The 25439-nt window shown below is 64.5% G+C and carries 35 protein-coding genes; 12 read left to right on the top strand and 23 right to left on the bottom strand.

The features are described from left to right. Nucleotides 1-57: 57 nt before the first annotated feature. Nucleotides 58-354: an HdeA/HdeB family chaperone gene (locus C7G41_RS15720; protein WP_245446547.1), complete on the bottom strand. Its 297-nt coding sequence runs from the start codon at nucleotides 352-354 to the stop codon at nucleotides 58-60. Between the two features lie 223 nt (nucleotides 355-577). Here C7G41_RS15720 and C7G41_RS15715 point away from each other — a divergent pair, with 223 nt between their 5' ends. Together C7G41_RS15715 and C7G41_RS15710 are read left to right on the top strand one after the other, a co-directional pair. After that, the gene (locus C7G41_RS15715) at nucleotides 578-1681 is read left to right on the top strand and encodes a hypothetical protein (RefSeq protein WP_199198395.1); all 1104 of its coding nucleotides are present in this window, start codon (nucleotides 578-580) and stop codon (nucleotides 1679-1681) included. A gap of 124 nt (nucleotides 1682-1805) precedes the next feature. After that, the gene (locus C7G41_RS15710) at nucleotides 1806-2324 is read left to right on the top strand and encodes a ParB N-terminal domain-containing protein (protein WP_106943408.1); all 519 of its coding nucleotides are present in this window, start codon (nucleotides 1806-1808) and stop codon (nucleotides 2322-2324) included. Between the two features lie 125 nt (nucleotides 2325-2449). Here the strand turns inward: C7G41_RS15710 and C7G41_RS15705 are convergent, their stop codons facing one another. The 5 genes from C7G41_RS15705 to C7G41_RS15685 form a co-directional block, all read right to left on the bottom strand. Continuing rightward, nucleotides 2450-2809, bottom strand: a complete 360-nt coding sequence (locus C7G41_RS15705; RefSeq protein ID WP_106943407.1) for a c-type cytochrome — start codon at nucleotides 2807-2809, stop codon at nucleotides 2450-2452. A gap of 620 nt (nucleotides 2810-3429) precedes the next feature. Further along, complete coding sequence (locus C7G41_RS38275) at nucleotides 3430-3648, bottom strand: hypothetical protein (RefSeq protein ID WP_106943406.1); 219 nt, start codon at nucleotides 3646-3648, stop codon at nucleotides 3430-3432. Between the two features lie 112 nt (nucleotides 3649-3760). Then, on the bottom strand, nucleotides 3761-4066 hold the full coding sequence (locus C7G41_RS15695; RefSeq protein ID WP_106943405.1) for a GlsB/YeaQ/YmgE family stress response membrane protein: 306 nt from the start codon (nucleotides 4064-4066) through the stop codon (nucleotides 3761-3763). Next, on the bottom strand, nucleotides 4063-4260 hold the full coding sequence (locus C7G41_RS15690) for a hypothetical protein (protein ID WP_106943404.1): 198 nt from the start codon (nucleotides 4258-4260) through the stop codon (nucleotides 4063-4065). Before C7G41_RS15690 ends, C7G41_RS15695 begins: the two co-directional genes overlap by 4 nt. A gap of 360 nt (nucleotides 4261-4620) precedes the next feature. Further along, on the bottom strand, nucleotides 4621-5628 hold the full coding sequence (locus C7G41_RS15685; RefSeq protein WP_106943403.1) for an acyl-CoA desaturase: 1008 nt from the start codon (nucleotides 5626-5628) through the stop codon (nucleotides 4621-4623). A gap of 204 nt (nucleotides 5629-5832) precedes the next feature. On the opposite strand from C7G41_RS15685, the gene C7G41_RS15680 reads away from it, so the two are divergent. Further along, complete coding sequence (locus C7G41_RS15680; protein WP_106943402.1) at nucleotides 5833-6630, top strand: transglycosylase; 798 nt, start codon at nucleotides 5833-5835, stop codon at nucleotides 6628-6630. A 133-nt stretch (nucleotides 6631-6763) separates the two neighbouring features. Here C7G41_RS15680 and C7G41_RS15675 read toward each other — a convergent pair whose 3' ends face one another. From C7G41_RS15675 to C7G41_RS15660, 4 genes are all read right to left on the bottom strand, one after another. Further along, on the bottom strand, nucleotides 6764-7039 hold the full coding sequence (locus tag C7G41_RS15675) for a hypothetical protein (protein ID WP_106943401.1): 276 nt from the start codon (nucleotides 7037-7039) through the stop codon (nucleotides 6764-6766). Between the two features lie 120 nt (nucleotides 7040-7159). Continuing rightward, nucleotides 7160-7453, bottom strand: a complete 294-nt coding sequence (locus tag C7G41_RS15670) for a (2Fe-2S) ferredoxin domain-containing protein (RefSeq protein WP_245446545.1) — start codon at nucleotides 7451-7453, stop codon at nucleotides 7160-7162. Between the two features lie 122 nt (nucleotides 7454-7575). Next, entirely contained in the window at nucleotides 7576-8220 is a 645-nt protein-coding gene (locus tag C7G41_RS15665; protein WP_106943675.1) for a cell envelope biogenesis protein TolA, read from the bottom strand. A 304-nt stretch (nucleotides 8221-8524) separates the two neighbouring features. After that, nucleotides 8525-9061, bottom strand: coding sequence for a helix-turn-helix domain-containing protein (locus C7G41_RS15660; RefSeq protein ID WP_106943674.1), 537 nt, complete (start codon nucleotides 9059-9061; stop codon nucleotides 8525-8527). 194 nt (nucleotides 9062-9255) lie between these two features. On the opposite strand from C7G41_RS15660, the gene C7G41_RS15655 reads away from it, so the two are divergent. Both C7G41_RS15655 and C7G41_RS15650 read left to right on the top strand, forming a co-directional pair. Beyond that, on the top strand, nucleotides 9256-9606 hold the full coding sequence (locus C7G41_RS15655) for a zinc ribbon domain-containing protein YjdM (RefSeq protein WP_106943399.1): 351 nt from the start codon (nucleotides 9256-9258) through the stop codon (nucleotides 9604-9606). A 218-nt stretch (nucleotides 9607-9824) separates the two neighbouring features. Then, nucleotides 9825-10010: a hypothetical protein gene (locus C7G41_RS15650; RefSeq protein WP_106943398.1), complete on the top strand. Its 186-nt coding sequence runs from the start codon at nucleotides 9825-9827 to the stop codon at nucleotides 10008-10010. A gap of 22 nt (nucleotides 10011-10032) precedes the next feature. Here the strand turns inward: C7G41_RS15650 and C7G41_RS15645 are convergent, their stop codons facing one another. The 4 genes from C7G41_RS15645 to C7G41_RS15630 all read right to left on the bottom strand — a co-directional run bounded on the left by C7G41_RS15645 (nucleotide 10033) and on the right by C7G41_RS15630 (nucleotide 12298). After that, on the bottom strand, nucleotides 10033-10953 hold the full coding sequence (locus C7G41_RS15645; RefSeq protein WP_106943397.1) for a DMT family transporter: 921 nt from the start codon (nucleotides 10951-10953) through the stop codon (nucleotides 10033-10035). 89 nt (nucleotides 10954-11042) lie between these two features. Continuing rightward, on the bottom strand, nucleotides 11043-11189 hold the full coding sequence (locus C7G41_RS37810) for a hypothetical protein (protein ID WP_199198394.1): 147 nt from the start codon (nucleotides 11187-11189) through the stop codon (nucleotides 11043-11045). A gap of 247 nt (nucleotides 11190-11436) precedes the next feature. Then, the gene (locus C7G41_RS15640; RefSeq protein ID WP_106943396.1) at nucleotides 11437-11691 is read right to left on the bottom strand and encodes a hypothetical protein; all 255 of its coding nucleotides are present in this window, start codon (nucleotides 11689-11691) and stop codon (nucleotides 11437-11439) included. 436 nt (nucleotides 11692-12127) lie between these two features. After that, entirely contained in the window at nucleotides 12128-12298 is a 171-nt protein-coding gene (locus C7G41_RS15630; protein WP_106943395.1) for a Flp family type IVb pilin, read from the bottom strand. Between the two features lie 348 nt (nucleotides 12299-12646). Between C7G41_RS15630 and C7G41_RS15625 the strand changes: the two genes are divergently transcribed. Then, nucleotides 12647-13960: a hypothetical protein gene (locus C7G41_RS15625; protein WP_106943394.1), complete on the top strand. Its 1314-nt coding sequence runs from the start codon at nucleotides 12647-12649 to the stop codon at nucleotides 13958-13960. Nucleotides 13961-13964: 4 nt separating this feature from the next. Here the strand turns inward: C7G41_RS15625 and pdxY are convergent, their stop codons facing one another. From pdxY to C7G41_RS15610, 3 genes are all read right to left on the bottom strand, one after another. Continuing rightward, on the bottom strand, nucleotides 13965-14777 hold the full coding sequence (gene pdxY / locus C7G41_RS15620; protein ID WP_106943393.1) for a pyridoxal kinase: 813 nt from the start codon (nucleotides 14775-14777) through the stop codon (nucleotides 13965-13967). A gap of 48 nt (nucleotides 14778-14825) precedes the next feature. Further along, nucleotides 14826-15467 carry an FMN-binding negative transcriptional regulator gene (locus tag C7G41_RS15615; protein ID WP_106943392.1) on the bottom strand — a complete coding sequence of 214 codons (642 nt, stop codon included), beginning with the start codon at nucleotides 15465-15467 and terminating at the stop codon, nucleotides 14826-14828. 92 nt (nucleotides 15468-15559) lie between these two features. Further along, on the bottom strand, nucleotides 15560-16204 hold the full coding sequence (locus tag C7G41_RS15610; RefSeq protein WP_106943391.1) for a TetR family transcriptional regulator: 645 nt from the start codon (nucleotides 16202-16204) through the stop codon (nucleotides 15560-15562). A gap of 97 nt (nucleotides 16205-16301) precedes the next feature. On the opposite strand from C7G41_RS15610, the gene C7G41_RS15605 reads away from it, so the two are divergent. Together C7G41_RS15605 and C7G41_RS15600 are read left to right on the top strand one after the other, a co-directional pair. Next, the gene (locus tag C7G41_RS15605) at nucleotides 16302-16967 is read left to right on the top strand and encodes an O-methyltransferase (protein WP_106943390.1); all 666 of its coding nucleotides are present in this window, start codon (nucleotides 16302-16304) and stop codon (nucleotides 16965-16967) included. A gap of 190 nt (nucleotides 16968-17157) precedes the next feature. Continuing rightward, the gene (locus C7G41_RS15600) at nucleotides 17158-17502 is read left to right on the top strand and encodes a multidrug efflux SMR transporter (RefSeq protein ID WP_106943673.1); all 345 of its coding nucleotides are present in this window, start codon (nucleotides 17158-17160) and stop codon (nucleotides 17500-17502) included. A gap of 52 nt (nucleotides 17503-17554) precedes the next feature. On the opposite strand, the gene C7G41_RS15595 is transcribed toward C7G41_RS15600, so the two are convergent. Together C7G41_RS15595 and C7G41_RS15590 are read right to left on the bottom strand one after the other, a co-directional pair. After that, the gene (locus C7G41_RS15595) at nucleotides 17555-17869 is read right to left on the bottom strand and encodes a hypothetical protein (RefSeq protein WP_106943672.1); all 315 of its coding nucleotides are present in this window, start codon (nucleotides 17867-17869) and stop codon (nucleotides 17555-17557) included. A gap of 149 nt (nucleotides 17870-18018) precedes the next feature. Then, nucleotides 18019-18225 carry a hypothetical protein gene (locus C7G41_RS15590; protein ID WP_063992619.1) on the bottom strand — a complete coding sequence of 69 codons (207 nt, stop codon included), beginning with the start codon at nucleotides 18223-18225 and terminating at the stop codon, nucleotides 18019-18021. Nucleotides 18226-18335: 110 nt separating this feature from the next. Between C7G41_RS15590 and C7G41_RS15585 the strand changes: the two genes are divergently transcribed. Then, on the top strand, nucleotides 18336-18614 hold the full coding sequence (locus C7G41_RS15585) for a DUF3551 domain-containing protein (RefSeq protein WP_106943671.1): 279 nt from the start codon (nucleotides 18336-18338) through the stop codon (nucleotides 18612-18614). A 19-nt stretch (nucleotides 18615-18633) separates the two neighbouring features. On the opposite strand, the gene C7G41_RS15580 is transcribed toward C7G41_RS15585, so the two are convergent. The 3 genes from C7G41_RS15580 to C7G41_RS15570 form a co-directional block, all read right to left on the bottom strand. Further along, on the bottom strand, nucleotides 18634-18912 hold the full coding sequence (locus C7G41_RS15580) for a hypothetical protein (protein ID WP_027517641.1): 279 nt from the start codon (nucleotides 18910-18912) through the stop codon (nucleotides 18634-18636). Between the two features lie 175 nt (nucleotides 18913-19087). Beyond that, nucleotides 19088-20056 (bottom strand): SH3 domain-containing protein, encoded by a 969-nt coding sequence (locus C7G41_RS15575; RefSeq protein ID WP_106943670.1) that lies wholly within the window; start codon nucleotides 20054-20056, stop codon nucleotides 19088-19090. A gap of 154 nt (nucleotides 20057-20210) precedes the next feature. Next, a complete protein-coding gene (locus tag C7G41_RS15570) occupies nucleotides 20211-22133 on the bottom strand; it encodes an FAD-binding monooxygenase (protein WP_199198393.1) in 1923 nt (640 codons plus the stop codon). Between the two features lie 101 nt (nucleotides 22134-22234). On the opposite strand from C7G41_RS15570, the gene C7G41_RS15565 reads away from it, so the two are divergent. Together C7G41_RS15565 and C7G41_RS15560 are read left to right on the top strand one after the other, a co-directional pair. After that, nucleotides 22235-22699: a MarR family winged helix-turn-helix transcriptional regulator gene (locus C7G41_RS15565; RefSeq protein WP_106943386.1), complete on the top strand. Its 465-nt coding sequence runs from the start codon at nucleotides 22235-22237 to the stop codon at nucleotides 22697-22699. A gap of 179 nt (nucleotides 22700-22878) precedes the next feature. Next, the gene (locus C7G41_RS15560; RefSeq protein WP_106943385.1) at nucleotides 22879-23307 is read left to right on the top strand and encodes a hypothetical protein; all 429 of its coding nucleotides are present in this window, start codon (nucleotides 22879-22881) and stop codon (nucleotides 23305-23307) included. 7 nt (nucleotides 23308-23314) lie between these two features. On the opposite strand, the gene C7G41_RS15555 is transcribed toward C7G41_RS15560, so the two are convergent. After that, complete coding sequence (locus tag C7G41_RS15555) at nucleotides 23315-23932, bottom strand: L,D-transpeptidase (RefSeq protein WP_199198392.1); 618 nt, start codon at nucleotides 23930-23932, stop codon at nucleotides 23315-23317. A 365-nt stretch (nucleotides 23933-24297) separates the two neighbouring features. Between C7G41_RS15555 and C7G41_RS15550 the strand changes: the two genes are divergently transcribed. Beyond that, a complete protein-coding gene (locus C7G41_RS15550) occupies nucleotides 24298-25323 on the top strand; it encodes a hypothetical protein (protein WP_106943384.1) in 1026 nt (341 codons plus the stop codon). The last annotated feature ends 116 nt before the right edge of the window (nucleotides 25324-25439 follow it).

Here is a 25439-nt window from a genome sequence, read left to right as displayed (position 1 = left end):
GCTCGGCTCGGTCTGTCACCCTAATTCGAAATAGAACAGGGCTAGGCAACCCCGCCCCTACTTCGTATTCGCCTCTACCGCGTCCAGCAGCGGCATCTCGCGATGCGACTCGCAGAAGCGCGAGAGCTTGTTGCCGTTCTTGTTCAGCGCTTGCGTGTCGACGACGGGATTGTTGCGGCGGCCGGCGTAGAACCCGGCGAGCCAGACGTTCACGGTCTGCGTGTGGGTGATGCGCTGGGTGATGTACTGGTCGCAGCTGATCTTGGAAACGTCGACCAGCACCTGGGCCTTGGCCGGCAGGGTCAGCAGCAGGGCCGCGAAGGCACCAAGGACGATCGCTCTTGTCTGAATCATGTTTTCCTTCCGATGAATGTCTGCACGGTGGAAGCGGTCGGGGGTTGCATGCTTGATCCAGATCAAGAGGCGGCCCGTTGCATTCCCCGCGACCCGCCCCGCTCCCGGGCACGCCATAATTTCTCCTTCGCATGCGCGTTGTGTGGGACAGCGGCGCGGCCTATCGTTCCAGCGATCGGACTGCCGCACTCCCATTGACGCCGACTGGATCGAGAGCGCATCGGTGCCCGAGACGAACGACCCCAAACCTGACGACCACAATCCTGCTGACCGCGAGCCTGACGCCCCCAAGCCGGATGCGGGGCGCGCCGATGGCGGGCTGGCGCGGGCCTACGGCCAGATCAAGAGCGCGGAAGAAGACCTTGCGCGGCTGGACCGGCTGGTTTCCGGAATGGAACGCGGCAGCGAAGGCCCACGGGCCTCGCGAGCAAGCGCCGGGGCGGAGGCAGCCAAAACCTCCGAGGACAAGACCTTTGAGGACAAGACCTTTGAGGACAAAACGCCTGAGGACAAGACCCCCAAGGCCGCGGCGCCGGCGCCGGATAGCAAGGTTCGCGATCAGGGCCTGAACGGAAATCGGACCATGCGGCGCGCCTTGATTGGTCTCGTGCTGGCGATCGGCATCCTGGGAGCCGCCTTCGCTTCGCACTATCGCGATGAGGCCAAGTCGATGACAAAGTCGATGACCAAGTCGATCATGGCGCGATGGGCTCCGCCGGCCGCCAGACCTCCGCAAGCGTCCGCGGTTGAAAGTCCGGCGCAACCGCCGGCCGTGCGACTGGCTGCCGCCGATGAGCCCGGCACGGTGCCCGCGCCGCCGGTCGGCAAGGACACGGAGAACAATGCAGGGTTTGACGCTTCAAGACCCGACGCACCAAGAGCCGATGCGTCAAGACCTGACGCATCAAGACCTGGCGCCACAGCGCCTGACCCGTCGTCGTCCGATCTCGCTCAATCGCTCAAGACCATCACCAGCGAACTCGCGAATATCAACGGAAAGCTCGAGCAACTGAAAAGCCGCAACGAGCAGACGCTGCGCGAGCAGTCCGACACCATTCAACAGCTCAAGGCGGCGCAGGAGAAGGATGCGGCAGCCAATGCGCGCCTCGCCGCGCAGGTCCAGGCGCTGCAAACGCAACTGACGGCTTCATCAGCGTCTGCACCCGCGAAACCCGTCGTGCGGAGCGTGATCAACAACGATACGGCTGCGCCTGCACGGCCGCACATGCAAGCGGCCGCACCCCGGCGGCCCAGGCCGCCGCCGCGAGGACCCTGGATGCCACCGCCCTATATGGTCGATCCCTACTACGGCGATCCGGATTGGTGAGCCCAGCTTCGCTGCTCATCAACACCCTGTCACCGAATTGCCTTTGCGGTCGAGCCCTTCCCTTCTAAACTCCCGACACCACCGGCATGGGTTCCGACGGGCCTGGTAGACGCGGAGTCAAAATATGCCAACACCCGAGAGCTTCCCGATCGAGAAGATTTTTGTTCCCACGAAAATGAGGAAAGCCATCAAGCCCGAGATCGTCGGGGAGATCGCGGAAAGTATGCTGGACATCGGACAACAGACGCCCATTTCCGTTCGGCCCGACGGAGACCGCCTCGTTCTGGTCGAGGGACTGCATCGGTTAGAGGCCAGCAAGGCGCTCGGTGAGACAACCATTATCGGTGTCATCGTCCCGGCCGAGCTTGCTCAACACAGGCCGCTGCTGTCCGAACGACCCGAAGTCGAGGCCGAGCGCATCAAGATGGCGCGGTTGAAACAGCTGCGCCTCGAGAAGGAAGCCGCGGAAGCATCGACGGCTGGCTCGAAGAGCGTCAACGGAACCGAAGCGCCGCGCACTCGTCCGACGAAAGGCGTTCGCGACAATTCGAAGGCATCACCGGGCCGGACTGCGGGATCGACACCGAAAAGAACATTGTCGGACTGGATCACGCAACAAAAGGGCAACGGCAACCGCTATTGATGGCCGGCGATTACGGTGCCAGTGCACTTAACTTGCCGATGTAGCTTCGACGCACATCGCCGCAATCCGCGATACGGCCTCAAATCTCGAGGCTCATGGAGCGAAGCGACACCTGTCAACCGCGGCTAGTCGTTCCTCAGGCTCAGGATGTAGCTCGCCAGCGCATCGGCCTGATCGGGCGCGATGATCAGATTCGGCATGTTCTGGTGGCTGGTCTTCAAGAACACCTTCAGCGAAAGCGCGGTGGTGCCGTTGCGCTTTGCGATGGCTTCGAAGCTCGGGGCCGTATCGAACAGTCCGGCCATGCCGGGCTCGACCGCGTGACACGTCTGGCACCACGCTTGCGCAAGACGATGCCCCTCCGATGCCGTGCGCACGGCGGCCCTGGATGCTCCGCCGGCGCCGTGGACGATCATGACGACAAACAGCCCCGACAACGCGATCAGGATGGCGAGGCCGACATACCTGCGAATGCTCCGCGACATAGCCACACCTCGCCATTGCTTGGCAGCTTCGCAAGCGTAGGCCAGTGCGCGCGGACGGAATTGATCCCGATCAAGATTGGTGAGCCCACAGGGCGCATGAGCCGCCCGCCGCTCGCTGGCGAGCTGCCCGCTTCCCGCCAGCCTTTTGACCTCGATCGGCGCCCGTCTCCAGCGCCGTCGGCCTCTTCCAGATGATCGATCCGGCCTCTACAGAGCTGCCAACCGAAGGCGGCTCCGGATGTTGCGCGGGTTTGCGGTTAGCGCCAGCCGCGATGACGGCCCCTGCTCCAGCCATAGTGATGACCGTGGCCGCCACGTCCCATGTGACCGTGGCCGTGTCCATGACCGCCGCGCGCGAGAATCACCGGACTGTCGGAGCCGGCGACCAACGTCTCCGCCGCAACCCGGGGCATGGCAGACGCGGATAGTGTCGACATTGCCGCGATTGCGCACGCGGCAACGCCGATCAACAAATGACGTATCATGTTGGGGATTCTCCAGGAGCCGCGTGATCGCGGCTGCAGATGTGAATGCTTCCGCGGCCCCAGAGTTCCGTCGAGCATCGGGGCAAGGCAATCAACGCGGGCACGCGCGCCGGCACGCAAGCTTGCGGACCGGCATCAATCACGCGGCGAGATCTGAAGCTCCATCAACGCCATGCGCTCCAGGACAGCGGGGTCTCGCTCGCCCTCCTTCGCCGTGCGAAGAATTGTTTCCGCGATCGACCGGACATGCGCAGAGCTGACCGGGGCCGGCAGTGACGCAACCGCCGTGTCCAGCGCAGTTTTCATCAGGCCGATGGTTTCAGGCGTAAAAGATGCATTCGAAAAGTCTAACATGCTGGATCCGATCCGGAGGTCATCATGAGCGTCTTTGTCGTCGGCGTCTCAGCGGCGCCTGTTGCCGCTGCGTGCGCAAGTGTCACCAGCGCATGTGTCACCAGCGCTTGGGTCACCAGCGTCGGCCCCAGCTCCCGCGCCAGCTGCTTCCCCATCCACCGCCACCGCGGACCAGCCGGACGACAAAGAGCAGCAGGATGGCGCCTATGGTCGCGTTGACGATCGCGCTGATCATGCCGCTGCCAAGATGCACGCCGAGTTGAGGCAACAACCAGCTGCCGACAAACGCGCCCAGGATTCCGATAATGATATCGCCGACGATCCCAAAGCCGGTGCCGCGGACGATCTGGCCCGCCAACCAGCCGGCGACGAGACCGACAAACAAGATGACCAAAAGGCTTTCGCCGGACATCCTCATTTTGTGACCTCGATCGCTTGGTTCGAATGCCTGCTGATCTGCGCAATCCGCTCGACCAGGGCCTTCAGATGTTGCGGTAATGGGTCGTGTTCGCCGCGAAGCTTGATCCGCAGGCGGTCTGCTATTTCATGAGAGATCGCCAGGCTGGAGCCGCGGTCGATCTGAATGGCATTGCGAACATCGGGGCTGTTCATGAAGGTTTCCGGTTGATACGCACGGAGTACGCTTCGCGCCGAGCCGCTCTCACAAGGCGACTGCGGTCTTTATTCAGACGAGGATCGGAGGTTCGATCTCGCTACGCTCGGGGATCAATGGGTTAACGGCCCCATTCGGCCAGAGTTCCCTCCGAACACAACTTATGTCTGGATTTCACCGATGGCGTCCGTCAAAAAAATTGAACGCGGCTCGCGGGTCAACGCGATAAAGCGGCAGTTTCTGCGGCTTGTGGTGGTTAAGGACCGTAGCTCGGATGGAGCGCAGCGAAATCCGGGATCTCGCGCGAAGCTGGTCTGGTCCCGGATTGCGCTACGCTCCATCCGGGCTACAGGCCCCCGTCAGACCATCGCTTCGGTATCTGCCACTGGACTCTTCCCGTCCTCCGAATCTCCGGAGCGAGGCGTCCGGCTTCCCGCCGCGAAAATGTCGTGCACCAACCCGAGCTTCCCCAACCCCAGAATGATGAGGCCGTTGATGTCGATCTCGTACCAGGCGTGCGAAATGTAAGCGTCGCGCGGAAACCGGTGATGGTTGTTGTGCAGGCCTTCACCGAAGGTGAGGATCGTGGTCACGAACTCGTTGGTGGTGCCGTCATCGAGCTGGAAGCGGCGGTAGCCGTAGCGGCCGTCGCTGTGGCAGACCGAGTTGACCATCGATGTCGCCATGGTCATGAGGTAGCTGCGGAACAGGCCGGAGAACAGGATGCAGCCGGTCATCGTGTGCACGCCGCCGAAGGCGTAGCCGATCGCGCCTGGAATGATCACCGCCGAGAGCGCGTACCAGTACCAGCGTGTCCTCGTGAAGAACATCGCGATCGGATCGGCCAGAATATCCTTGGCGTAATATCCGGCATCGGTGGTGGCCTGGTCCCACACCCAGCCGCCTTGCGCATGCATCATGCCCTTGGCGAAAGTGACATAGGGATTGCCGTCGCCGTCATAGTAAGGGCTGTGGACGTCGCCGGGCTTGTCGGAGTGCAGATGGTGCCGGCGATGATTGCTCACCCATTTCAGGATTGAGCCCTGCACCGCCATGGTGGCGATGGCCGCGAACAGCGTCCGCATCACCGGACCGCAGCGGAAGCTGCGGTGGACGAAATAGCGATGCATGAATCCGATGCCGACCGTGGAGAGCGCGAAGGTGCCGGCGAAGACCGAAACCTCCACCCAGCCGATGCCCTGCCAGAACGCCCAGACCAGTGCCGCGATCGAACCGCCGATCATGATGACGAAGGAGATGTAGGAATCGCGAAACTTGGCGTCGACCACCGGCCCTTCGACCAGCACGCCCGGCGGCATTTTCCGCTCCGCAGCTTCCGCCGATATCACGCCTTCGATTACGGTCATTCCAGCCGATCCATTCACACAAAATTAACCCTGTTGCGGCGCACACTACAACCTCGGGTTATTTCCATCAAGGATGCGAGCTGCCGTGGGAGGACGGAGCGGCGATCTGAAAAGACGCGCCAACAGGGAAAAGAAGCCGGATTTCAGCCCTGGAGACCGCGTTAACCAGCTGCAAAGCCTCCGCAATGCACTCCCACAAGACCGATGCCAGGAAGAAGCAAGCGCCCCCTCCCTCGTCTTCGCAGGGTCCTACGCCGCGCGCGGTGGGTGCGAAAGACTTTCGCACGTGCACCGCGGATGGTTCGGATCGCGGGCGGCGCGGCGATGCTGCTTGCGATCGTCGTGCTCGTGAACATCGCCTATCAAACAATGCGCAAGCCGACCGAGCTGTTCGTCCTGGTCGGCCACGCCCTCGACAAGGATCCATCGGAGACGTGGCGGCAATACGGGCCGCTGTTCCGCAAGCATTCCACGGCGACGATCACGCCCGAATTGCTGGCCGCGCTGGCGCAGGTCGAGACAGCGGGTAATCCGCTCGCGCGCACCTATTGGCGCTGGCGATGGAGCCTCAATCCGCTCGCGATCTACCGGCCCGCCTCCAGCGCCGTCGGCCTGTTCCAGATGCTGGACGCGGCCTACGCCGACGCCGCGCGGTTCTGTATTCGTGGCAACGCGGTCACGGAGGCCGGCTGCGGCTCTCACTTCTTCTATGTCCGCGCGATCCCGAGCCACGCCATCGAGCTGGCATCGGTGTATCTGGACCGCAATGTCGCTGATGTCTTAACCCGCGCGGGCGATGTGAAAGCGGGTGCGCGCGAGAGGCAGGATCTCGCCGCCTTCATCCATCTCTGCGGCGCCGGTCCCGCCACGGCCTACGCACGCCGCAAGTTTGCGATGATCGCCGACGAGCGCTGCGGCGATCACCTGGTCGCGAGCTACGTCGCCAGGGTCAACGCGATGAAGCGGCAGTTTGTGCGGCTGGCTGCGGATGACGGCGGTTGAGAAAGTAGCCCGGATGGAGCGAAGCGCAATCCGGGATTCGTGCCATGCAGGCGGTCACGCGATGCGGATGGTCCGGCCCCGGATTACGCTTCGCTCCATCCGGGCTACGGACGCCCATCAGTCCCGCGTCAGCTCACCACCAATACGGCCAGCGCCAGCCCTCATAGCGGACATACGACGACACCAAAGGCGGGCCGTAGGGATCGACCCGGTCGTCTTCCGGGCGATAACGATAGCGCGGAACGATATTGTAATCCCACGGCGTCGGCCTGAGCACGGGGACATCCACCCTCAGCCGTTGTTCATCCACCACTCGAGCCTTCCGCGTCCGGGCTTCGGCATCCGATATCCCGAGATTGCACAGCACCAGGGCGGTTCCGAGCGAACACGCGACAGTCATGATCTTCATGCGTTGGTCTCCTTCCCGCCAGAGTGCAAAAGGACGCCAGGCAAGGCAAGCGAATTTGCAATCAAGCTTTGCCGGAATGACCGATGCCGGCCGTCCCGTCGTGTCGGCGCAGCGCGACCGTCACGTGCCGGGCTTGCCATCCAACAGCGCGAGCGCCCGCGGCACCTGATCGCGATCCGCAACCAGCACATATTCCTGCCGCGCCAAGCTCGCGCCGCTCGCGATCACGATCGATTGTTTCGGACAAAGGCCGAAGCATCCGGTCACGATCAGCTTGGCCGGCTTGGTGCCGTCGCGCTTGTTCGCCTTCAGTTCGGATTTCAGCGCACGCCTGACGTCGCGGCCCTCGTTGCTGCGCTTGAGGCACTTGCGGCACACCAGGACCGGCGCCGCGCGGCGCGGGCGCACGATCATCGGGCTTTTGAGATTCGAAGGATCTTCAGGCATGGCAGACCTATAGGGGACTTCAGTCCATATAGGCACGGAACCGCGATCTCGCCGCTGATGACGACGACGCGGCACGCATGGCCGGGCATTTACTCCCGCGCGCGACGCACAGCCTCCGCCAGCTTCGTCCTCTGCTTGTCCCAACGGCTCTGCTCGACCTCGGCGCGCTCACCGAGCGCGGCGCGTTCCGCTTCGATCGCCTCCGCCCGCGCGTCGTGCTCCCGCCTCGCCTCGTCCAGCGCCGCCTGCGCGCTCGCGACCGCTTTCTCGCGACGCGCGCGCTCCTTGGCGCGGGCGGCCTCCTCCTTGCGGCGCTCGGCTTCCCGCCGCTTCTCTTCCTTCGCGAAGGCCGCGGCGGCCTTGCGCGCCTGTTGATCGTCGATCTTGCGGGATGGTTGCTTTGCGGCTTTCACCGGACGCTTTTTCGGCTTGGACTCCGCTTTGGACTTTTTTGGCTTGGCCGCGTCGTCAGCGAGATCGGTCGGCAGCGCTGAATGCTCGGTGAACGCCCCGTCCGATCCGACTGGACGCCTGAGCACCACGCCCGGCTTCCCCATGGTGGCCGCGACGATGTCGGGGTCGTCGGTCTCCTTCGCGGCGCCCTGGTGAAACAGATTCGACCTGGCGCCCCAGGCGTCCAGCGCCGCCTTCATCGAGGGCGCGGCGATCGCCTGGTCGTAGAAGCCGAGCGAGGTCTGGTAGGTCTTCAGTTTTCTTTTTGGTGTCTTCGGCATGTCGCCCCACGGCCCGGCGAGGCACCAGCTTCCAGCGGCGCCATCATCCATACTGCCCCTGTTTTGCCCGACGAGTCAAATTCGATTCGGTATCGCCGAAGTCGACGCGAGGCGCGTAGGCCCGTAGCCCGGATGGGCGAAGCGACATCCGGGACCCTGCTGGCGGCGTTCCCGGGTATCGCTTCGCTCACCCGGGCTACGGCCCGACACCACCAATTTTCGGATTTACAACACTCTGAAATCCCTCGGGATTTCTACTGTGCATGGGGTTGTTTTCGACGTTTTTGTTTTGCGGCGGCGCCGATTACGCCGCGTCGACGTCCTCAGGCACCGCTCCCGCGACGAGCCCGTCGAGGCCGACCATCAGGAGATCGGCGATGTGCATCAGCTGGTAGAGCGGAAGGTCCGCCTCGCCCTGCTCGGCCAGCGACACGAAGGCGGGCGTGGCGCCGATGAGCTCGGCGAGCTGGCCTTGCGTGTAGCCGCGCTTTTCGCGTGCAGCCTTGATACGCGCACCGATCCCGAGCCGGTGCCTCGACTGCTCGTCCGCGGTCATCATGACGGCCTGCTCGTCCGCGCTCGCATAGCCCTCCGCGAACGCGCTGCCGATCAGCCTGCCCTTGCGCCAGGCGACCCGGCAGTCCTTGCGCAGTCCGCTGCTGAAGACCAGCGTGAACTGCTCGGCGACCCAGAGCGAGGCATTGAGGCCGAGACGCGCGCCGGTGCCCGAGACATCGCGGATCTTGCAGGGGGCACTGATGATCTTGCCGGTGCCGTTGTCGAACTCGACAATGCCGGTCCGCAACGTGTGATGTCTGACTGCGGCGCGATGCTCGCTCATGACGGGACGCTCCTTGCGCGGCGACGTCGGACGCAGCCGCAAATTCCGGACCTCGATACCGCAGAATTTTTCCCGAACTCCTAAGTTTTCCTGGGTTCGACCAGGACTGGAAGCCATGGTAAAGGATTTGCTCCCAATCCATCTTTTCCGGCGGAAAGCGTGCGGCGCGCCCGTGACGGGCGACGAGGCATACGATGACCGACGCGATGAAATGTCCGACCTGCAACTCCGAGCACGCCTATCAGGATCGCGGTCTCTGGGTCTGCCCGGAATGCGGCCATGAATGGAGCGGCGCGGCGGAGGCCGCCGCGGACGCCGCGCACGAGGCCGGCGTGCGCGATGCCAACGGCAATGCGCTCGCCGACGGCGATAGCGTCATCGTGATCAAGGATCTCAAGGTCAAGGGCTCCTCCTCCGTCGTCAAGGGCGGCACCAAGGTCCGCAACATCCGCCTGCAGGACGCCACCGACGGCCACGACATCGCCTGCAAGATCGACGGCATCGGCGCGATGAATCTGAAATCGGAGTTCGTGAGGAAGGCGTAAGCCGCGGCCCCGGGCTCGCCGCGCCGGCTTTTTCCCCGACCGGTGGGGTGATCGGTCAGCCCGCTGCCAGCAGGCATGTCCCAGTGATCAAAAGTGGACATACGCCGCTGCGCCAGACCGGTACCCTATCGGTCGATATCCGCACGACCAATTTCAGGGAGGCCGCTCTGCGAGGACCGCCAACGGGGGACGCGCTTAGGCCAGACCCGACCGACGACATGTTCTACAATCTGAGCGATCAGGCCGTTTTGCGATTGTACGAAAACATCCGGCATCAGGTTGCCGCCGACAAGGCGCTCGGAGGCAGGTATCGGCTGCTGGGGAAATCCGCCAGCGAGCGCGCCGAGCGGCTCGGGCGGGAGCTGACCGGCCGCGGCGTCAAGTTTACCACCATCGAATGGTAAGCGCGGTCCGGAGGCTTGCGATCTATCGCTGCCTCTGCGCCAGATAGAATCCGCACAGCACCGTCACCAATCCCGCCGTCTGCAACAGTGTCGGCGGCTCGCCGAGCAGGAGCCAGCCGGTGATCACCGTCAGCGCCGGCACGCAGGCGGGGACAACGGCGGCGCGGGCGACGCCGAGGCGCTGGACCGAAACGGCGAACAGATAAAGCGCGGCGGGGCCGGCGAGCACGCCCTGTGCCAGCGCCTGGATCGCGTTCTCTCCGATACCGATCGCCGCGATCCGCGCGAGCCCGCCGGTCATGAGGTAGATCGGCAGCAGCAACAGCGACAGCACGTTGATGACGAGCGCGGCCGACACGGCGGAGACACGCCAGTGGCGCAGCAGCGCACCGAAACCTGCGAACATCAATCCGGTCAGCACGAAGGTCAGATCGCCGAGCACGCCGTCGGCGCCGATATGACCGATCGATTCCGCGCCGATCACGCCGAGCCCGCCGACGATGACGACGGCGCCGGCGATGCGCGACGCGGAGACATGCTCCTTCAGGAACAGGGCCGCGAGCAGCAGACCGCCGAGCGTCGCGCAGGAGGGCTGGATCACGCTGCCATGGCCGAGCGGCACGAACAGAAAACCGGTGTAGGAGATCAGCGACATCACCGGGCCGCCGAGCACCATCAGCGCAAGGCCCCTGCCCCAGCCGATGCCGCAGAGATCGGAGATCCCGCCGCGTATCACCAGCGGCAGGAACGCGATGCCGGACCAGACATAGCGATGCACCAGCAGATCGACCGGCGTGAAGCCGACCTTGAGGCCGTGCCGCGTGCCGGCAAAGCCGAGCGCCCAGAACACTGCCGCCGCGAGGCCGCAGAGCACGCCGACAAGCGCCGGCGCCGCATCGTTCTTTTGTGTGGGAGCGTCAGCGCCGCTCGTCCGCTGATCCATGGGACAAAGCGGTACGCCGAGAAAGGCCGTGGCTCAACCCATGTGCCTGCAAGGCTGGCACGCAAGCGAGAGACGCCGGCGCGCCTTGCTCAGAAAAATCCCGGGCTGAGATCGAGCCCATACGTCAGGCTGAGCACGAACACGAACAGCGCGGCGGCTGCGAACAACGCGATGTGCTTGAGAATGAACGCGCGCGGCGTGACGCTTGCAACAACGACTTTCTGTGCAACGGGCATGACTACTCCATTATGAAAATGATTCTTGGCTGCTCAATAAGCGGCGCCCGCATCAAGCGCCCCGATCTGCAAAGCAACTATTAAAGAGATCACACTCGCTTTGAACGGCCGTACACAACCGCACGTGATCATGACTCGCTGCGCCAAAAAAAAGACCGCGCTCCCGAAAGGGAACGCGGTCCGGGCAGGCTCGACGAAAACGAGCCTGCATCACGTTGGCTTGACGTGGGCTTGTGGCGCCCCCAGATCAGCGGGCGCTGCCCGTCGTGACATCAGCGGTCTTCACCTTGCGCGGCGACAGAACGCGGGCCTGGTGGACCGAAGCAACGTTGGTGGGCGCCGAGGCCTGCTGCTCGACATGCGCGGCACCGAGCACGCTCACCTGCATCGGGGAGACCGGAAAGCCGTTGGCCTCATAAGTCGGCAGCTCGGCGGCGAAAGCCGCGGTGCTGCCCGCGATCGTCAGAATGGCGGCGGCGATCGACAGAGTCTTCTTGTTCATGGGTGATGCTCCTGAGGAAAGTTCGGAGCACATCTAAGCTCATTTTGTTGCATTGCGACATGCGCTGCTGCATTGCAACAACGCGCCCGGAGCATGGCAATATGTTTAATGCGCACAAGGCTTTGGCCGAATCACCGCCGGCTGCGACATGACACTTTTGTGAGCGGCGGTCAGCCACCGAGCCGTGGCCCCAGCCGTCGAAGACGTAGGCCCTCCAGATCACGGTTCCGTCCTGGCCCGGCCGGCTGGCCCGCCTGTAATCGTCGGCCTGCTCAGCGGTCCAGGTGATGATCGTATCGGAGAGCTGGTCGTGCAGGATGGCGGGCTCGGTGGGGTCGAAGCCGTCCATGGGACGAAGCGATGAATGCGTCATGGCCGCCCAACGCGCCAACCAGCCCAAGGTTGCGGCGAAGCGCCGGGCGCCGCGCCACACAGCTCATTTCAACGCCGTCGCCAGCGATTGCAGCTTTGCGACGAGGTTGGTGCCGAGGGCGTAGATGATCTCGATGATGGCGAGCGCGATGCCGGCTGCGATCAGGCCGTATTCGATCGCGGTGGCGCCGGATTCATCGGCAGCGAATTCGGACCATTTGCATTTCAGTTTCACGCGCGTGTCCTTCCCAGCTCCACCGGAATTGCCGGCGCGGGAGACTTGCACGACCACAATCCAAGATTGAGTAAATGCAACCACTTCAAGTTGACGACAATCAATGCTGCATTTGCTGACCCTTTCGTCTGCGCACCCTTTGGAACCGCACTGGAACCCGCGTTGCCCCGGGGCAACACTTGCTCGAAAAGCCCGCTTTCGCCGAATTGCGCCATTGCGCCGCCACACCGTCCTCCGAACAATCGACGCGCGGCGTGCCTTTTCGTGCAAGACTGTTTGGCCAAGACTGACTGGTCGAGACTGTTCGGAGAAGACGAGGTTCAACAGAACCGTTTGGAGGCAGGGATCATGAATGATCGGCGGTCTCTTCTGGTGGCGGTCTCCTGCCCCTCGGCGGTTCTCGCCGGCTGGCTGGCGCTCTCTTTGTCCGCCTATGCCCCTGCCCTCATCGAGAACAGCGGCGCCAATGCTTCTGCCGTCTCGCGCGCGAAGGATCTTGGCCGGCTCGACCTAGCCGACATCCCGCACGCTGCGGCCATCGAGGACGGCGTCGCCCTGACCTCGGATATCGCCGCCGCGGTCGCTGCGACACCAGGTCCGGTCGCCGCTGAAGCGACAGCGCCCGAGGCGCCTGTCCCGGCCATCCAGCTCGCTTCGGCCGACCCGGTGCTGATCTTGTCGACCGAAGCGCCGCTCGCGCCGCAGATTTCGCCTGACCCGACACCAGTCGCCAGCGAAGTTGCTCCGACTCCGGCTCCGGCAGGGGAGCCCCTGATAAAACTCGCCTCGGCCGATCCCACCGAGATCGTGACGACGGACGCGCTGTCGCCCGCGACAATCGCGACCGGCCCTGCGCCTGTCGCGAGCAAGGCCTCGCCGTCCGCGGACACGACCGCGGTGCTCGACGAATGCTACGTCATGGACGCCTGCATCGACCGCTATCTCTGGGCGCTCTACCAGCGCACGCCCAAGGAAGACTCGGTCAAGGTCGAGGATCGCCGCGCCGTCACCGTCAAGCGCAAGGGCAAGATGGTGACCGTGATGCGCAGCTTCACGAAGCTGGTCGACGAGGACTTTGGCTGGAAGGATCCGAAGGCGGCCGACCGCGCCGGCATGTCAATGATGGACTACGTCATCGGCGGCATGGACAAGAGTTTCAAGCGAAAGCTGTTTCGCACGCTGCTCGCGGCCGAGGCTGCCGGGCTTTCGCCCGGCATCACCAGCGCGTTCCGCGACGACTATCGCCAGTCGATAGCGAGCGGCCTGAAGGCGGCCTCCGACCGCTCCTATCACGGCGGCAGCACGCGCGGCGGCTACGGCCACGGCATGGCGGCCGACATCGTCAGCACCAAGGGCGACAACCGCGCGCAACGCTGGGTTTCGACCGAGGTGCTGTGGAAGTGGGTGGATGCCAATGGCAAGGCCCTCGGCATCGGCCGCCCCTATCTCGGCCGCGATCCCCCGCATGTCGGCCCGGTCGACGGGTCGGAATACGTCTCCAAGCGTGGCACGGGAGACCGCAAGGAGGCCGCCAACGCCAGGTCAAAGAAGACACGCGTTGTGGCCAGCGCCAAGCCGCCAAAGGCACAAGCCACACGCGAGCAGAAGAGCCCGGGCCGGCCGCAGAAGTCGGCGCAATCGGCCGCCAAGCGGGCGACCTGAACGGTTACGCTTTCCGCGTCGGCAGCGGCACGAGCCGCATCTCGGCGGTGCCGGCCTCCTGCGTGCGCACCAGCACTGCAAAGATGGTTTCGACTGCGAGCCGTACTGCCGCCTCGGTCGCTATGCCCCTGGCCAGATGTGCCGCGATCAGGCCGGCGAGGAGATCGCCGGTGCCTGAGGGGCGGATCGGCAGGCGCGGCGTCGCAAAGCGCGACAACTGACCGTCGGCGCAGAGAATCGTTTCCACCTGCCCTTCCGCCGTGTCCGCGAGTGTACAACCGGTGGCGACCACGTCGATGCGCCCGGTCCCGGCCAGCGCCGCGCTTGCCGCGCGCAGGCCCTGCGCATCCGCGATGTCGAGGCCTGCGAGCAGCCCGAGCTCGAACTGGTTCGGCGTGGTCAGATTGGCGGCCGGCAGCAGCCGGTGCCGGACCACGTCCAGGATGCCGTCAGCGACGTAGACCCGGCCGTCATCGCCGATCACGGGGTCGCAGAGATAGACCAGCTTTGAATTGCGGATCAGCGCCCGCTCGACGAAATCGGCGACGACAGCGGCATTGCCGGGCGAACCGAGATAGCCGGTGACAAGGATCGCGGCCTCGTCGACGAGATTGCGCTCCTCGACGCCTCTCAGCAGATCTGCAACGAGCTCGGTCTCCAGCACCCGCCCGCGCAGGGTCGGATAGCGCGGATGGTTCGACAGCAGTGTCGTCGGCACCGCCGCGACATTCACCCCTTCCGCCTGGATGGCATAGGCGGCGGCGCTGTTGCCGACATGGCCGTGGACCACCTGGCTTTGAATGGAGATGACGAGCATGAGGAGGTCCGTAGGGTCAAATGCCGCGCGAGACAAGGGTCGCCCGGATCACGAAAAATCATATCCAAGCTCCGGCCGCAGCGCTTGCATCTTCCGCCCCAGCCGCCGATGCCCGCTCTCCTCCGATCGCGCCAGCCGGCCGGCGACCGCGACGTGATCTGCATCGCTCTTGTGCTGGTTGAGCTTGGCCTGCCCTTCGACGGTATCCACCACGAGATCGATGACGCGAATGGCGGCCAACATGGTCTCGCGCTTGTCCGGCTCCATCTGCGCCAGGTCCCAAGGCGACTTCGGCAGCCGCGCTTCGGCGACCGCGAGTAGCACATCGCCGTGCCCGCGGTTCTCGTCGAGCACGCGCAGATGCGCCACGCCCGACAGGTGCACGGCCTCGTAAAGCCAGGTCGAGACGTTGTCGCGCGAAGAATACCAGTCGTTGGAGATGTAGGCGTCGTCGCCGGCAACGATCAGCAGAAAGCGCCGCGCGCCATCCGCGAGCGGGACCAGCGGATTCCTGGCGGTGAGATGGATCTGCACGATCGCACGCCCCTCGCGTTGCTCAAGCACGAAGCGCACATGCGAGGCGCGCGGACCGCGCTCATCCGCCGCGACGATCATGCCGAAGCCGCGCTGGGTTGCGAATTCCAGCGCTTGCTGCTCCTCGATGCGGAATTGGGGGCGGAGGACATGCATGGCGGGACGCTCGTTGACCGGCTGGAGGACAAACCGAGGCTAACTCATGATCCGGTCAAGTCAGAAGCGATAATGGCCCGCAAACGCGGATGTCAGGAATGACTTCGCCGCCGCGCAAGCTCATCGATATAGGCGCAGAACATGTCGGCCATTGCGTCCGCATGACGCGCGATCTCCGCCTCGTTGCGCGGTGTCTCCGAGAACTGCTTGCCAACCTCGCTCAGCGTCGTCTTGATCAGCTCGCCGGCAAGCTCCCGCGTCGCATCAGGCGCCTTGGGCAGGGCTTCCCGCATGAAGGCCGCGACGATGCCTTTACCGGCGGCCCGCGCGTCGTGTGCTTCGGGCGCATCGCGATAGAGCGGCGCGGCGTCGCTGAGCGCCGTGCGGATCGCAGCCTCCTCGCACTCGGAACGAATGAAAGCGTGGACCAGCGCGCGCAGCCGCACCAGTGGCGGTTTCGCCCGGTGCGCCAGGATGCCGCGCAGGAGCTCGCTCGTGCGCCGCCACTCGTCGCTCTGGAGGCGGAACAGGATCGCCGCCTTGTTCGGAAAATATTGATAGAGCGACCCGACGCTCACCCCGGCCCGCTCGGCCACCCGCGCCGTCGTGAAACGCTGCGCCCCCTCCTTGGCCAGGACCTGAACAGCCGCCTCCAGAATGTCCGACACCAGCTCGTTCGAGCGGGCCTGCTGCGGCTGTTTTCGTGAGGAAACTGAACGGCTTCGGCGATCGGCCATGGCGCCCTCGGGCAATGCGAATAGCGAATGCGACGAATTAGTCGTATTTCAATTCTCACGCAAGCACTCGCCTCGCGGCGACATATGGAGACTACACATGACCACCCCGACCATCACATCACTTGCGCCACTGCTCGATCGTCTGTTCGAGCAGGACGAAGCGGCGCGCGGCGCGATGCGAGCCGCCTTCGCCGATGTGACCGACGCCGACCGCGCACGGATGATGCGGAGCAAGACCGCCTACCGCGACCTCTACGGGCGGCTGAAGGACGCACCGCTCGCGGTCTCCCGCGAGACCGGTCACCTGCTTTACATGCTCTCACGCAGCTCCTGCGCCAAAGCGATCGTCGAGTTCGGCACCTCGTTCGGCATCTCGACCCTGCACCTTGCCGCGGGCTTGCGCGACAATGGCGGCGGCCGCCTCATCACCAGCGAATTCGAACCGTCCAAGGCGGCCCGGGCGCGCGAGAACCTCGCGGCCGGCGGGCTGCTGGACCTCGTCGAAATCCGCGAAGGCGACGCGCTGAAGGTGCTTCAAGTCGACCTGCCCGACACGATCGATCTCGTGCTGCTCGACGGTGCCAAGGCGCTCTACCCCGATATCCTGGATCTGGTCGAAGGCCATCTCCGACCGGGCGCGATCATCGTCGCCGACAACGCCGACGACAGCCCCGACTATCTGGCGCGCATGCGCAGGCCCGGAAGCGGCTACATGTCCACGGCGTTTGCCGAGGACGTGGAACTCTCCGTGCGGATCAACTAAGGCCCCATCGAACCGGCGCGACCCCAATGAACCGCCGCGCGAACGATTGCGCGGCGGTTTCGTGCTGCGCTCCGCCGTGTCGCAGGCTCGTCACTGACACATGATAGCTGGACCCGGCAAACGTCATATTCCCCGTGCCAACATACCTACCGCGCGGCACCTTTCTTTGCACAACACGCCCGAGCTCGTGATGACTTCCGCCTCCAATGCCTACGCAGCGCTTGCCCTCGCTATCGTCCTGGAGGTCACGGCGTCCGCCTTACTCCAGCAATCCGTGCAGTTCACGCGGCTGTGGCCGACACTGGCGATGGTGCTGTTCTATGTCGCCTCGTTCTACGCGCTGTCGGTCGCGATCCGGGTCATCCCCCTGAGCATCGCCTATGCGATCTGGGGCGGGGTCGGCATCATCCTGACTGCAACGGTCTCCTTCGTGCTGTTTCGCCAGATGCTCGACGCTGCGGCCTTCGTCGGCATCGCGCTGATCGTGTCCGGGGTCGTGGTCATCAACCTGTTCTCGGCGGCCACGGTGCATTGATGCCGGCAAGGCCTTCGGCTTCGCCACGCCCTCTCGGGCCGCCGGCTCACGCCTACTGGCTTTGCGATGGCTTGGGAGCACGCGGCCCGGATCGCTTCGCGCCAAGCTTGGCCGCAGCTCGCGGCGGCGCCGTATCGACCGATTCCAGATAGGCTGCAAGCGCCTTGGCTGTGTCCGAACTGGTCGCGTAATGGTCCTTCAGGAACCAGGACAGCGTCAAATTGAAGCGCCCTTTGGCAAGACCGCGCGGGCTGCGATGGCAGCTCGCGCACCCATCGGCGAAGAGCTTTTGCGGCGACTTGCCGGCATCGAGATTTTGCGCGACGGCAACCGTCGCCGTCAGGACGGCGGCGGCTGCAAGAGTCATCGTTGGAACAGTCATAAGGGGCGCGATCACGCCGCGCCCGGTCGAAATGGCGAAATCAATGTCGTCCCCTCGAGCGCTTTCGAGCGAATTGGATATGCCGGTTCGCGGGAAGAAAACGCGTGAAAAGAAGAAGCATCCCCGTCTTGCGGTCAGGCCGCCAATAGCTGATCGAAGTCGGGCGGCGCGTAGGCCTTGCCGTCCTGGTCGGTGATGACGACCTTCCACCCCTCGCTTGCCCAAACCTTTGCCTTCGCCACGATGAGCAAACGGCTCTCGCGGGCAAAACTGCACTTCTCATTGTCGCGTTCTGCGATCATCTTGTAGGCCAATGCGCATCCCCTTGCGTTGCCCTGCACCCGCTCTCGTCGTGGCAGCGGGCTTTGGCGGCAATTCGCCGGGAGCGTGGCAATTTGGTGCCATCCGCGGCAGCATTGTGCCTGGTTCGGACCGCGAAAGGAGCTTGATCGTGCGCCGCATCGTGAACGCGATCCTGCTTGTCGTGGGCTGGCCTGGTGCGGGCCTGCTCGGCGCGGCGCCCACAGCGGCGCAGACGTATGATCCGCGCCATCCCGTCTGCATCGAGATCTATACCATCGACGGCCGCAGCATCGATTGCAGTTTTGCGACGATCGCGCAGTGCGCCGCGACTGCCTCCGGGCAATCCGCCCAGTGCTACGCCAATCCTTATGCCACGCAGAGCCGGCAGCCGAGCCCGGTCCCGTCGCCGCCGCGACGAACCCGATAGCATCAGGTCTGCGCTCCGATCAGTGGACCCGAATGATGTGAGGGCGGCCAAGATCGATCAGCCCCTGCACCGCCGAGAGGCGATCATCGAGAGCTGCGATGGTGAGCAACAAATTGTTGCGGCGTTCGTCGAGAAGGCCCATCTCGGCGCCGGAGAGTTTGGTGCTCGATCGCTCCTTGTGAATCACCTCGAGGGATTGGCGCAATCCGGCAATCAGGCCGGACAGCTGCTTGGCTTCCTTGGTCATCGACCGCTTCGCGACATTATGGCGGCGCGTCTCCGCCTGGTTCTGTCTCATCGTCGTCATCCTCCCGTGCCCCGCTGCCCCGAGTGGAATGCTTACAGCTTTGAGTAGACATATTACGATCGATGAAATCTGCCCGCGAAGAAGCTTCTTAAATTGTACGCGCACGGAACCCGGTCCGCCCCCCAGCAGAAAGCCCGGCGCGAGGGCCGGGCTTTCGTTGGCAACTTTAGTGCTTTTGGTGGCCGCCACCGGGACCGCCGGCCGGCGCACCGCCGCCGCGCGGTGCGGCATTGATGTGAGGAGCGCCGCCGCCGCCGTGCGGCATCGCGGGCGCAGCCGCGCGCGGCGCCGGCATCTGGGCATGAGCATTCATCGGCGAGCCGTGGCTCACATTGGGCTGGGCGACATGTGGCATCGTGGGTCGGCTCGCAGGCGCGGCTGAGACACGCGGCGCCTCATGCGGGCGCGCCATCGGCTGCGCATGCATGGCCGCGCGGTGTGCGGCCTGCTCGGGCATGACGCGGGCCTGTGCATCGCGCGGATTGCGGCTCTGCAGATTGGTCCGCTCATGCGTGATGCGCTCGCTTCGTCCAACGCGCGTCCGGTCGGTCGCTACTGCAGCATCGCGCCTAGCGATGGCGGTGTCGCGCCGTGCCGTTGCGGCGTCACGGCCGGAGACGGCGGCGGCGCCCCTCTTGGCACCGTCGCGTCCGAGTGCGATCGCCGCATCGCGCGTTGCCGCGCGGCCGATCCGAGCCGCGCGCGGATCGATCGTCATCCGCGTCGCGTCGCGCTGATGCGAGGTCCAGTAGCCATTCCAGTGGGCCTGCCGGCGATACCAGGGCCGCCCTTGATAATAGCTCGACCAATACGAGGTCAGCACGAAGGGGACGACGGGCACATCGACCTCCTCGACATAGTCGGGGAGATAGACGTAGTGATTGCGGTAGAGATATTCGAGATATTGCGACGACACCCAGCCACGGTCATCCGAGAAGCTCACGTCGCACCAGGCGTTGCCGCGCAGGCAACCGTGGATGTTGACGCGGGCGCCCTCGGGAATGCGGTCGACCACGGGAAAGCCCGAACCCGGCCCGGCGCGCAGGCCGGTCGAGACGGTGACGATGCCCGGTGCGGCCAGTGCGGCCGTCGGGGCAAGCAGCAATGCGGCAACCAGAACGCTTCTGAGTCTCATGGCGTATTCCTCCTCGTTCGAGTCGGAACGCGCCAGCAGAACGGGCGTTCCGCGCACGAAGGTCTCATTCGTCGAAAGATCGAGACGGATGCCGCGCGCGGTTCAATATTCATTCGCCGTTCATCGACACAGCGACCAAGAGGTTGCCGGCCCGTCAGTTAACTTGCAGCATGAAGGCGTCGAAGTACGCAGCAAGTGCAGCAAAATCATCGAGCGGCAGCACGGTCGCGACATACTGATCCGGCCGCACCACGATCATGCAGCCGGCCTTACGATCGATACCGCGCATAGAGAAAACGTCCTGACCATTCTTGAGGTCCGGACAGAACATCTTCTCGTAGTCGATCAGGCCGTACCGGCCCTTGCGCGGAAGCAGCAGCGCGGGCATCGCCTCGACGGCGAGCTCGCGATGATCCTGCTGGAAGATCGCCCGCAGGTCGATCACGCTGTCGATGTCGGCGGCCGCGGGGGTGTAACGCCGGAGCGGCGACTCCCGCGCCTCGGAGAGGAAATTGCACAAGGCGCGAATGGCCGAGCCGGCTGCTGCCGGATCCTCCGCCCCGGAGAACGCGTAGATTCGGAAGCAGCCATCCGCCGGCGCAGCGTGACCGAGATGCACCGGCTTTGCATCCGCAAGCCGGATCACCGGTGCAGAATGAAAGCGCGTGCCAATGACGAAGCCTTGCGCGAGATGCTGGTGGGACGTCGCTCCGGTCAGAAGCGACGGGCGGTAATGCGTGGCCGTGCCCGCGGTGTAGCGACCGTGCCTGACGAAATAGTCCTGCGTCCTGGCGGCATCGGCGCCGCCGGCCTTGGCGGCGGACGCAAGAATCCCCGCCCATTCGCGGTCGAAATCGATCAGCTCTTTCGCAACCGCTTGGCGCTCGGCCGAATAGGAATGCAGCAGGCTCGGCGCAGACTGCTTCCGCAAAACGGCAGCGAGCTTCCAACCCAGATTGAAGGCGTCCTGCATCGAGACGTTCATGCCCTGCCCCGCCTTCGGGCTGTGGGTGTGGCAGGCATCGCCGGCGATGAATATCCGCGGCAGACGCGTAGCGATCTCGGTCTCCGGCACGTCGTCGAACTTGTCGGTCAGGCGCTGGCCGATCTCGTAGACCGACCACCACGCGATCTCCTTCACATCGAGCGTGTGCGGCTTCAGGATCCGCTGCGCTTTCGCGATCACGTCATCGGCGGTGATGTTGCGGTTGGCGACGCGCTCGCCGATGTCGAGCTTGGCGAGCTCGACATAGAGACGGACCATGTAGCCGCCCTCGCGCGGAATGATCAGCAGGCTGCCGTCCTTCGCCGACTGGATCAGGGCCTTGAAGCGGATGTCCGGAAAATCAGTCACCGCCAGCACGTCCATCACGCCCCAGGCATGATTGGCGGAATCGCCGAGCAACTCGCGGCCGATCGATTTGCGCACCGTGCTGCGGGCGCCGTCGCAGCCGACGACATAACGCGCCTTGATCGTCTCGACCTTGCCCTCGTTCCCGGCATCGACCCGTTCGAGCCGCGCCGTCACGGCGTGGTCGGCGGGACCCGCGGCCGGATCGACCTGAAGGTCGAGCAGGCGCCGGCTGTAATGCGGCTCAAGCCTGGCCGGCGCTTTGCGCATGACGTCGAGAAAGCCGTCATGGATGCGGGCCTGGTTGAGGATGACGTGCGGGAATTCCGACAAGCCGTCCTCGACGTCCTGCACCCGGCCGCTGCGTACGATATGTTCCGGCATCCGCTCGTCCGGCTTCCAGAACGTCGTCTCGTTCACCCAACAAGCTTCCTTCAGGACGCGCTCGCTGAATCCGAAGGCGTGGAACATCTCCATGGTACGGCAGGCGATGCCGTCGGCCTGCCCAACCAGCAAGCGGTCCGGCTTCTGCTCGACGATGCAGGTCTTGATGTCAGCAAACTGCGCAAGCTGGGCAGCGAGCGTCAGGCCCGCAGGGCCACAGCCGACGATGAGGACATCGACCCTTTCAGGCACGCCCCCTGTTGCGCCAGAGGCTTGAATGCGCGCCGCGGGATCGGCGATTTCAGGGTCGCCCGGCTGAAATCCATTGAGATGGAATTGCATGAGCACCTCTCTCGCCGACGTCTGTTTGGATATTGCTCAGTATGCTGACTATCAGTATACTTGTCAACGATCCCGGCCGTGTGCCCCAACGGAGAAATTCGGTGAAAGACAACAACGACATGCCCGGACATCTGGCGCGCCGATTCCAGCAGATCGCGGTCGCGGTGTTTCTGGCCGAGGTCGGGGATGCCGGCTTCGACCTCACGCCGGTGCAATACGCCGCGCTCGCGACCATCAAGGCCAATCCGGGGCTCGACCAGGTGACGCTCGCAGGATTGATCGCCTACGACCGCACCACCATCACCGGCGTGATCGACCGGCTCGTGCAGAAGGGGCTCGCAGAGCGCCGCGCCTCGAGCCGCGACCGTCGTGCCCGCGAGCTCGAGATCACCGACGAAGGCCGCCGCACGCTGCGCAAGATCACGCCGGCCGTCGAATCCGCGCAACGCATCATGCTGCGCGGCCTCAGCGCGAAGGAAGGTGAGGATCTGATGCGCCTTCTGCACAAGGCCATTGCCGCCGGAAACGAACTCAGCCGCGCTCCGCTGCGCGAGGCGCAGGCATAAAGCGTTTTCGAGCGAAGTGGATACCCGTCCGCGTCAAGAAAACGCGCTAGGACAAAAAGCCCCCGTAATTCTACCCGTAATTGTCGCAGTATCGCGAAACCAGGAACTAACCTTCGCCTGTTAGGGTCGGCAGCATTGGCGTTTAACGCGCGATTAACTTTGCCGGTCTGGAGTTTCGGATGTTCAGGTTCCTTATTGCGGCGGCGGCCATCGCGCTCTCGACCGCTCCGTCGCTCGCAAATGGCCACGGCGGCGGCGATGCCCCTCCTCCGCCGAAGCCCGCGACCTCACCGGCGAAAGTGATCCTGACCAAGCAGGGCCCCACGCTCGTCGACCTCAACGGCATGACGCTCTACTATTACGAGCGCGATACCACCGGCAAGACCTCGAACTGCAACGGCAAGTGCGTGGAGAGCTGGGTTCCGCTATCGGCAACGGCCGATGCCAAGGCGATCGGCGATTTCACCGTGATCAGCCGCAACGACGGCAGCAAGATGTGGGCATACCGCTATCGTCCGCTCTACACCTCGCCGGCCGACAAGGCGCCGGGCGAGGCCAACGGCAATGCGACGACGCTGCAATGGCGCGTCGCCCGGCCCGAGAACTAGGGGTACCTCACCCGCGCCAGCTGGGCCGCGCCTCGACTTGCGCGTTCTGGCCGGGCGGCAGCACCACGACCATTGAATTGAGCTTCACCCGGTCATAGAGATCGATCACGTCCTCGTTGCGCATCCGGATGCATCCGGACGAGATCGCCTGCCCGATATATTCCGGCTGGTTGGTGCCGTGGATGCGGTAGAGCGTGTCCTTGTTGCCGGCATAGAGATAGATGCCCCGCGACCCCAGCGGATTGGCGGGACCGCCGGGCACGCGCGCCGGATAGGGCCCGAGCCGCGCCTGGATGTCCGCCGTCGGAACCCAGTCCGGCCATTCCGCCAGACGACCGACCCGCGCGACCCCGGAGAACGCCATGGCTTCCTCGCCGACCGCAACGCCGTAACGAATCGCCTTGCCGTCGGGCAGCACGAAATAGAGATAGCGCGCATCGGTATCGACCAGGATCGTGCCCGGCTGCTCCTTGCGCGGATAATCGACGATATGACGGAGATATTGCTCCGGCACGTTCGCCTGCGCATAAGGCGTATGCGCGAGCAACTGCCGGTCGCGCGGCGTCATGCTCGCGTCCGTCGATGGCGAAAGTGTCGTCTGCATGCAGCCGCCCAACGGAAGCATGGCAACGACGAATAGAACGAATAAGGATCTTGGCACCGCCGGCCCCAATAGCGATAGCAGCACCCCCAGCAACACCAGATGCTGCCAAAATCGTGCTGAAAACAAGGCATCGCGGAACACGGGCGCGTGTTTGATCAGGCGGGTTCCATCACCACAAACGGCGCAAGAGCGTCGCACAGTCTCCACCCCCTCGCCTTGCTTTGGTCAAACCCGGCTGGACTCGTGCGTCGTGGTGCTTGGCCCTCCTCGGATTTGGGGATTTGGATGGGCTCACCTCACGGTTCTGCTCGCGCCAATGCGGACGACCAAGACTTCAACTACTCAACACTGGGCTTCAAAACACCCAGGCTTCAAAAGGAGCTGCGATGCTCGCGACGCTGAACTCTCGGCAAATCGTCGATGAGATCGTGAAGGACACGGTCACGAACAACGACCCGCACGATGCCGTGCAGATTTCGCCTGACATTGTGCTGGCCTCGCGCCCTCTCAGCGTTGCGCCCGCGCTCGCGCCTGAGATCACGCCCCGTCCGGAACCCAAAATAGATCCGGCGTTCCTGCTGAAGCCCAGAATGAATCCAGAGCCAAGGTTCAGTCCCGTCGCGGAGCCGCAGGCGGCAACGCCCTCGGTCGACACCGCCGTGCGTGTCGCGGCCAGTGATGGCCTCAGCCGGCAGAAGCGCTCCTCAGCCGGCAAGTGGCTGCGCGGTGCGTTCGTCACGATGCTGTTTGCGGGCGGAAGCGCGGCCGCCACTGTCGCCTGGGACAAACACGGCGACACCGCAAGACAGATGCTGGCCGAATGGACGCCGGCATTGGCGTCGCTGCTGCCTTCGACGTCGCAGACGGCACCGGTCGCCGCCGCACAGGCCGCGCCGCCTGCGGACCAGGCCGCAACAGATCAAGCAACAACGGATCATGCGGCCGATCAAACCGCGGCTCCCCCTGCAACCCAGGTTGCTGCAGCGGCGCCCACGACAACACAATCCGATGCTGCGCCATCGGTGCAGTCGATGACGCGCGATCTCGCCGCGATGGCGCAACAGATCGAGCAGCTCAAGGCCAACATCGCCGAGTTGAAGGCCGGGCAGGAGCAGATGGCACGCGAGATGGCGAAGCCGTCCGCGCCGAAGCCGGTGGCCGACGCGAGGCCGCGCGTCGATCCGCGCGCACAAATGTCCGCGCTGCCGCCGAGGCCTGCGGCGCCGCCGGTTCGCAAACCGAAGCCGGTCGTGTCGCAGACTTACATGCCGGCTTATTCGCCCGCGTCGCTCGCACCGACGCCGCCGTCGCACGCTTCCGCAGTCCCACCGCCCGCTGCGCCAGTGACGACGACGCAAGCCGTTGCCGACGACGACGGACCTGTCGTACGCCCGCCAATGCCGCTGCGTTGAACGATCGTCACGCAACGACACGACGCGACGCGTCGCGCCGGCGATGCTGTCCGAGTCGATGTGAGGTGTTGAATCCGGGTGACTACGGGAAGCGATGCTTCGATCGTCTTTCATCA

This window comes from Bradyrhizobium sp. MOS002 (assembly GCF_003020115.1).
Classification (GTDB): Bacteria; Pseudomonadota; Alphaproteobacteria; order Rhizobiales; family Xanthobacteraceae; genus Bradyrhizobium.
Note: the sequence above shows the minus strand (reverse complement) of the source record. Positions and strands in the feature narration are given on the sequence as shown.

Excerpts from the sequence above, each read along its gene's own strand:
- C7G41_RS15720 (WP_245446547.1), bottom strand. The coding sequence starts at position 354 with ATGATTCAGACAAGAGCGATCGTCCTTGGTGCCTTCGCGGCCCTGCTG.
- C7G41_RS15710 (WP_106943408.1), top strand. The coding sequence starts at position 1,806 with ATGCCAACACCCGAGAGCTTCCCGATCGAGAAGATTTTTGTTCCCACG.
- C7G41_RS15705 (WP_106943407.1), bottom strand. The coding sequence starts at position 2,809 with ATGTCGCGGAGCATTCGCAGGTATGTCGGCCTCGCCATCCTGATCGCG.
- C7G41_RS38275 (WP_106943406.1), bottom strand. The coding sequence starts at position 3,648 with ATGTTAGACTTTTCGAATGCATCTTTTACGCCTGAAACCATCGGCCTG.
- C7G41_RS15695 (WP_106943405.1), bottom strand. The coding sequence starts at position 4,066 with ATGAGGATGTCCGGCGAAAGCCTTTTGGTCATCTTGTTTGTCGGTCTC.
- C7G41_RS15690 (WP_106943404.1), bottom strand. The coding sequence starts at position 4,260 with ATGAACAGCCCCGATGTTCGCAATGCCATTCAGATCGACCGCGGCTCC.
- C7G41_RS15685 (WP_106943403.1), bottom strand. The coding sequence starts at position 5,628 with ATGACCGTAATCGAAGGCGTGATATCGGCGGAAGCTGCGGAGCGGAAA.
- C7G41_RS15680 (WP_106943402.1), top strand. The coding sequence starts at position 5,833 with ATGCCAGGAAGAAGCAAGCGCCCCCTCCCTCGTCTTCGCAGGGTCCTA.
- C7G41_RS15675 (WP_106943401.1), bottom strand. The coding sequence starts at position 7,039 with ATGAAGATCATGACTGTCGCGTGTTCGCTCGGAACCGCCCTGGTGCTG.
- C7G41_RS15670 (WP_245446545.1), bottom strand. The coding sequence starts at position 7,453 with ATGATCGTGCGCCCGCGCCGCGCGGCGCCGGTCCTGGTGTGCCGCAAG.
- C7G41_RS15665 (WP_106943675.1), bottom strand. The coding sequence starts at position 8,220 with ATGCCGAAGACACCAAAAAGAAAACTGAAGACCTACCAGACCTCGCTC.
- C7G41_RS15660 (WP_106943674.1), bottom strand. The coding sequence starts at position 9,061 with ATGAGCGAGCATCGCGCCGCAGTCAGACATCACACGTTGCGGACCGGC.
- C7G41_RS15655 (WP_106943399.1), top strand. The coding sequence starts at position 9,256 with ATGACCGACGCGATGAAATGTCCGACCTGCAACTCCGAGCACGCCTAT.
- C7G41_RS15650 (WP_106943398.1), top strand. The coding sequence starts at position 9,825 with ATGTTCTACAATCTGAGCGATCAGGCCGTTTTGCGATTGTACGAAAAC.
- C7G41_RS15645 (WP_106943397.1), bottom strand. The coding sequence starts at position 10,953 with ATGGATCAGCGGACGAGCGGCGCTGACGCTCCCACACAAAAGAACGAT.
- C7G41_RS37810 (WP_199198394.1), bottom strand. The coding sequence starts at position 11,189 with ATGCCCGTTGCACAGAAAGTCGTTGTTGCAAGCGTCACGCCGCGCGCG.
- C7G41_RS15640 (WP_106943396.1), bottom strand. The coding sequence starts at position 11,691 with ATGAACAAGAAGACTCTGTCGATCGCCGCCGCCATTCTGACGATCGCG.
- C7G41_RS15625 (WP_106943394.1), top strand. The coding sequence starts at position 12,647 with ATGAATGATCGGCGGTCTCTTCTGGTGGCGGTCTCCTGCCCCTCGGCG.
- pdxY (WP_106943393.1), bottom strand. The coding sequence starts at position 14,777 with ATGCTCGTCATCTCCATTCAAAGCCAGGTGGTCCACGGCCATGTCGGC.
- C7G41_RS15615 (WP_106943392.1), bottom strand. The coding sequence starts at position 15,467 with ATGCATGTCCTCCGCCCCCAATTCCGCATCGAGGAGCAGCAAGCGCTG.
- C7G41_RS15610 (WP_106943391.1), bottom strand. The coding sequence starts at position 16,204 with ATGGCCGATCGCCGAAGCCGTTCAGTTTCCTCACGAAAACAGCCGCAG.
- C7G41_RS15605 (WP_106943390.1), top strand. The coding sequence starts at position 16,302 with ATGACCACCCCGACCATCACATCACTTGCGCCACTGCTCGATCGTCTG.
- C7G41_RS15600 (WP_106943673.1), top strand. The coding sequence starts at position 17,158 with ATGACTTCCGCCTCCAATGCCTACGCAGCGCTTGCCCTCGCTATCGTC.
- C7G41_RS15595 (WP_106943672.1), bottom strand. The coding sequence starts at position 17,869 with ATGACTCTTGCAGCCGCCGCCGTCCTGACGGCGACGGTTGCCGTCGCG.
- C7G41_RS15580 (WP_027517641.1), bottom strand. The coding sequence starts at position 18,912 with ATGAGACAGAACCAGGCGGAGACGCGCCGCCATAATGTCGCGAAGCGG.
- C7G41_RS15575 (WP_106943670.1), bottom strand. The coding sequence starts at position 20,056 with ATGAGACTCAGAAGCGTTCTGGTTGCCGCATTGCTGCTTGCCCCGACG.
- C7G41_RS15570 (WP_199198393.1), bottom strand. The coding sequence starts at position 22,133 with ATGCAATTCCATCTCAATGGATTTCAGCCGGGCGACCCTGAAATCGCC.
- C7G41_RS15560 (WP_106943385.1), top strand. The coding sequence starts at position 22,879 with ATGTTCAGGTTCCTTATTGCGGCGGCGGCCATCGCGCTCTCGACCGCT.
- C7G41_RS15555 (WP_199198392.1), bottom strand. The coding sequence starts at position 23,932 with ATGCTTCCGTTGGGCGGCTGCATGCAGACGACACTTTCGCCATCGACG.
- C7G41_RS15550 (WP_106943384.1), top strand. The coding sequence starts at position 24,298 with ATGCTCGCGACGCTGAACTCTCGGCAAATCGTCGATGAGATCGTGAAG.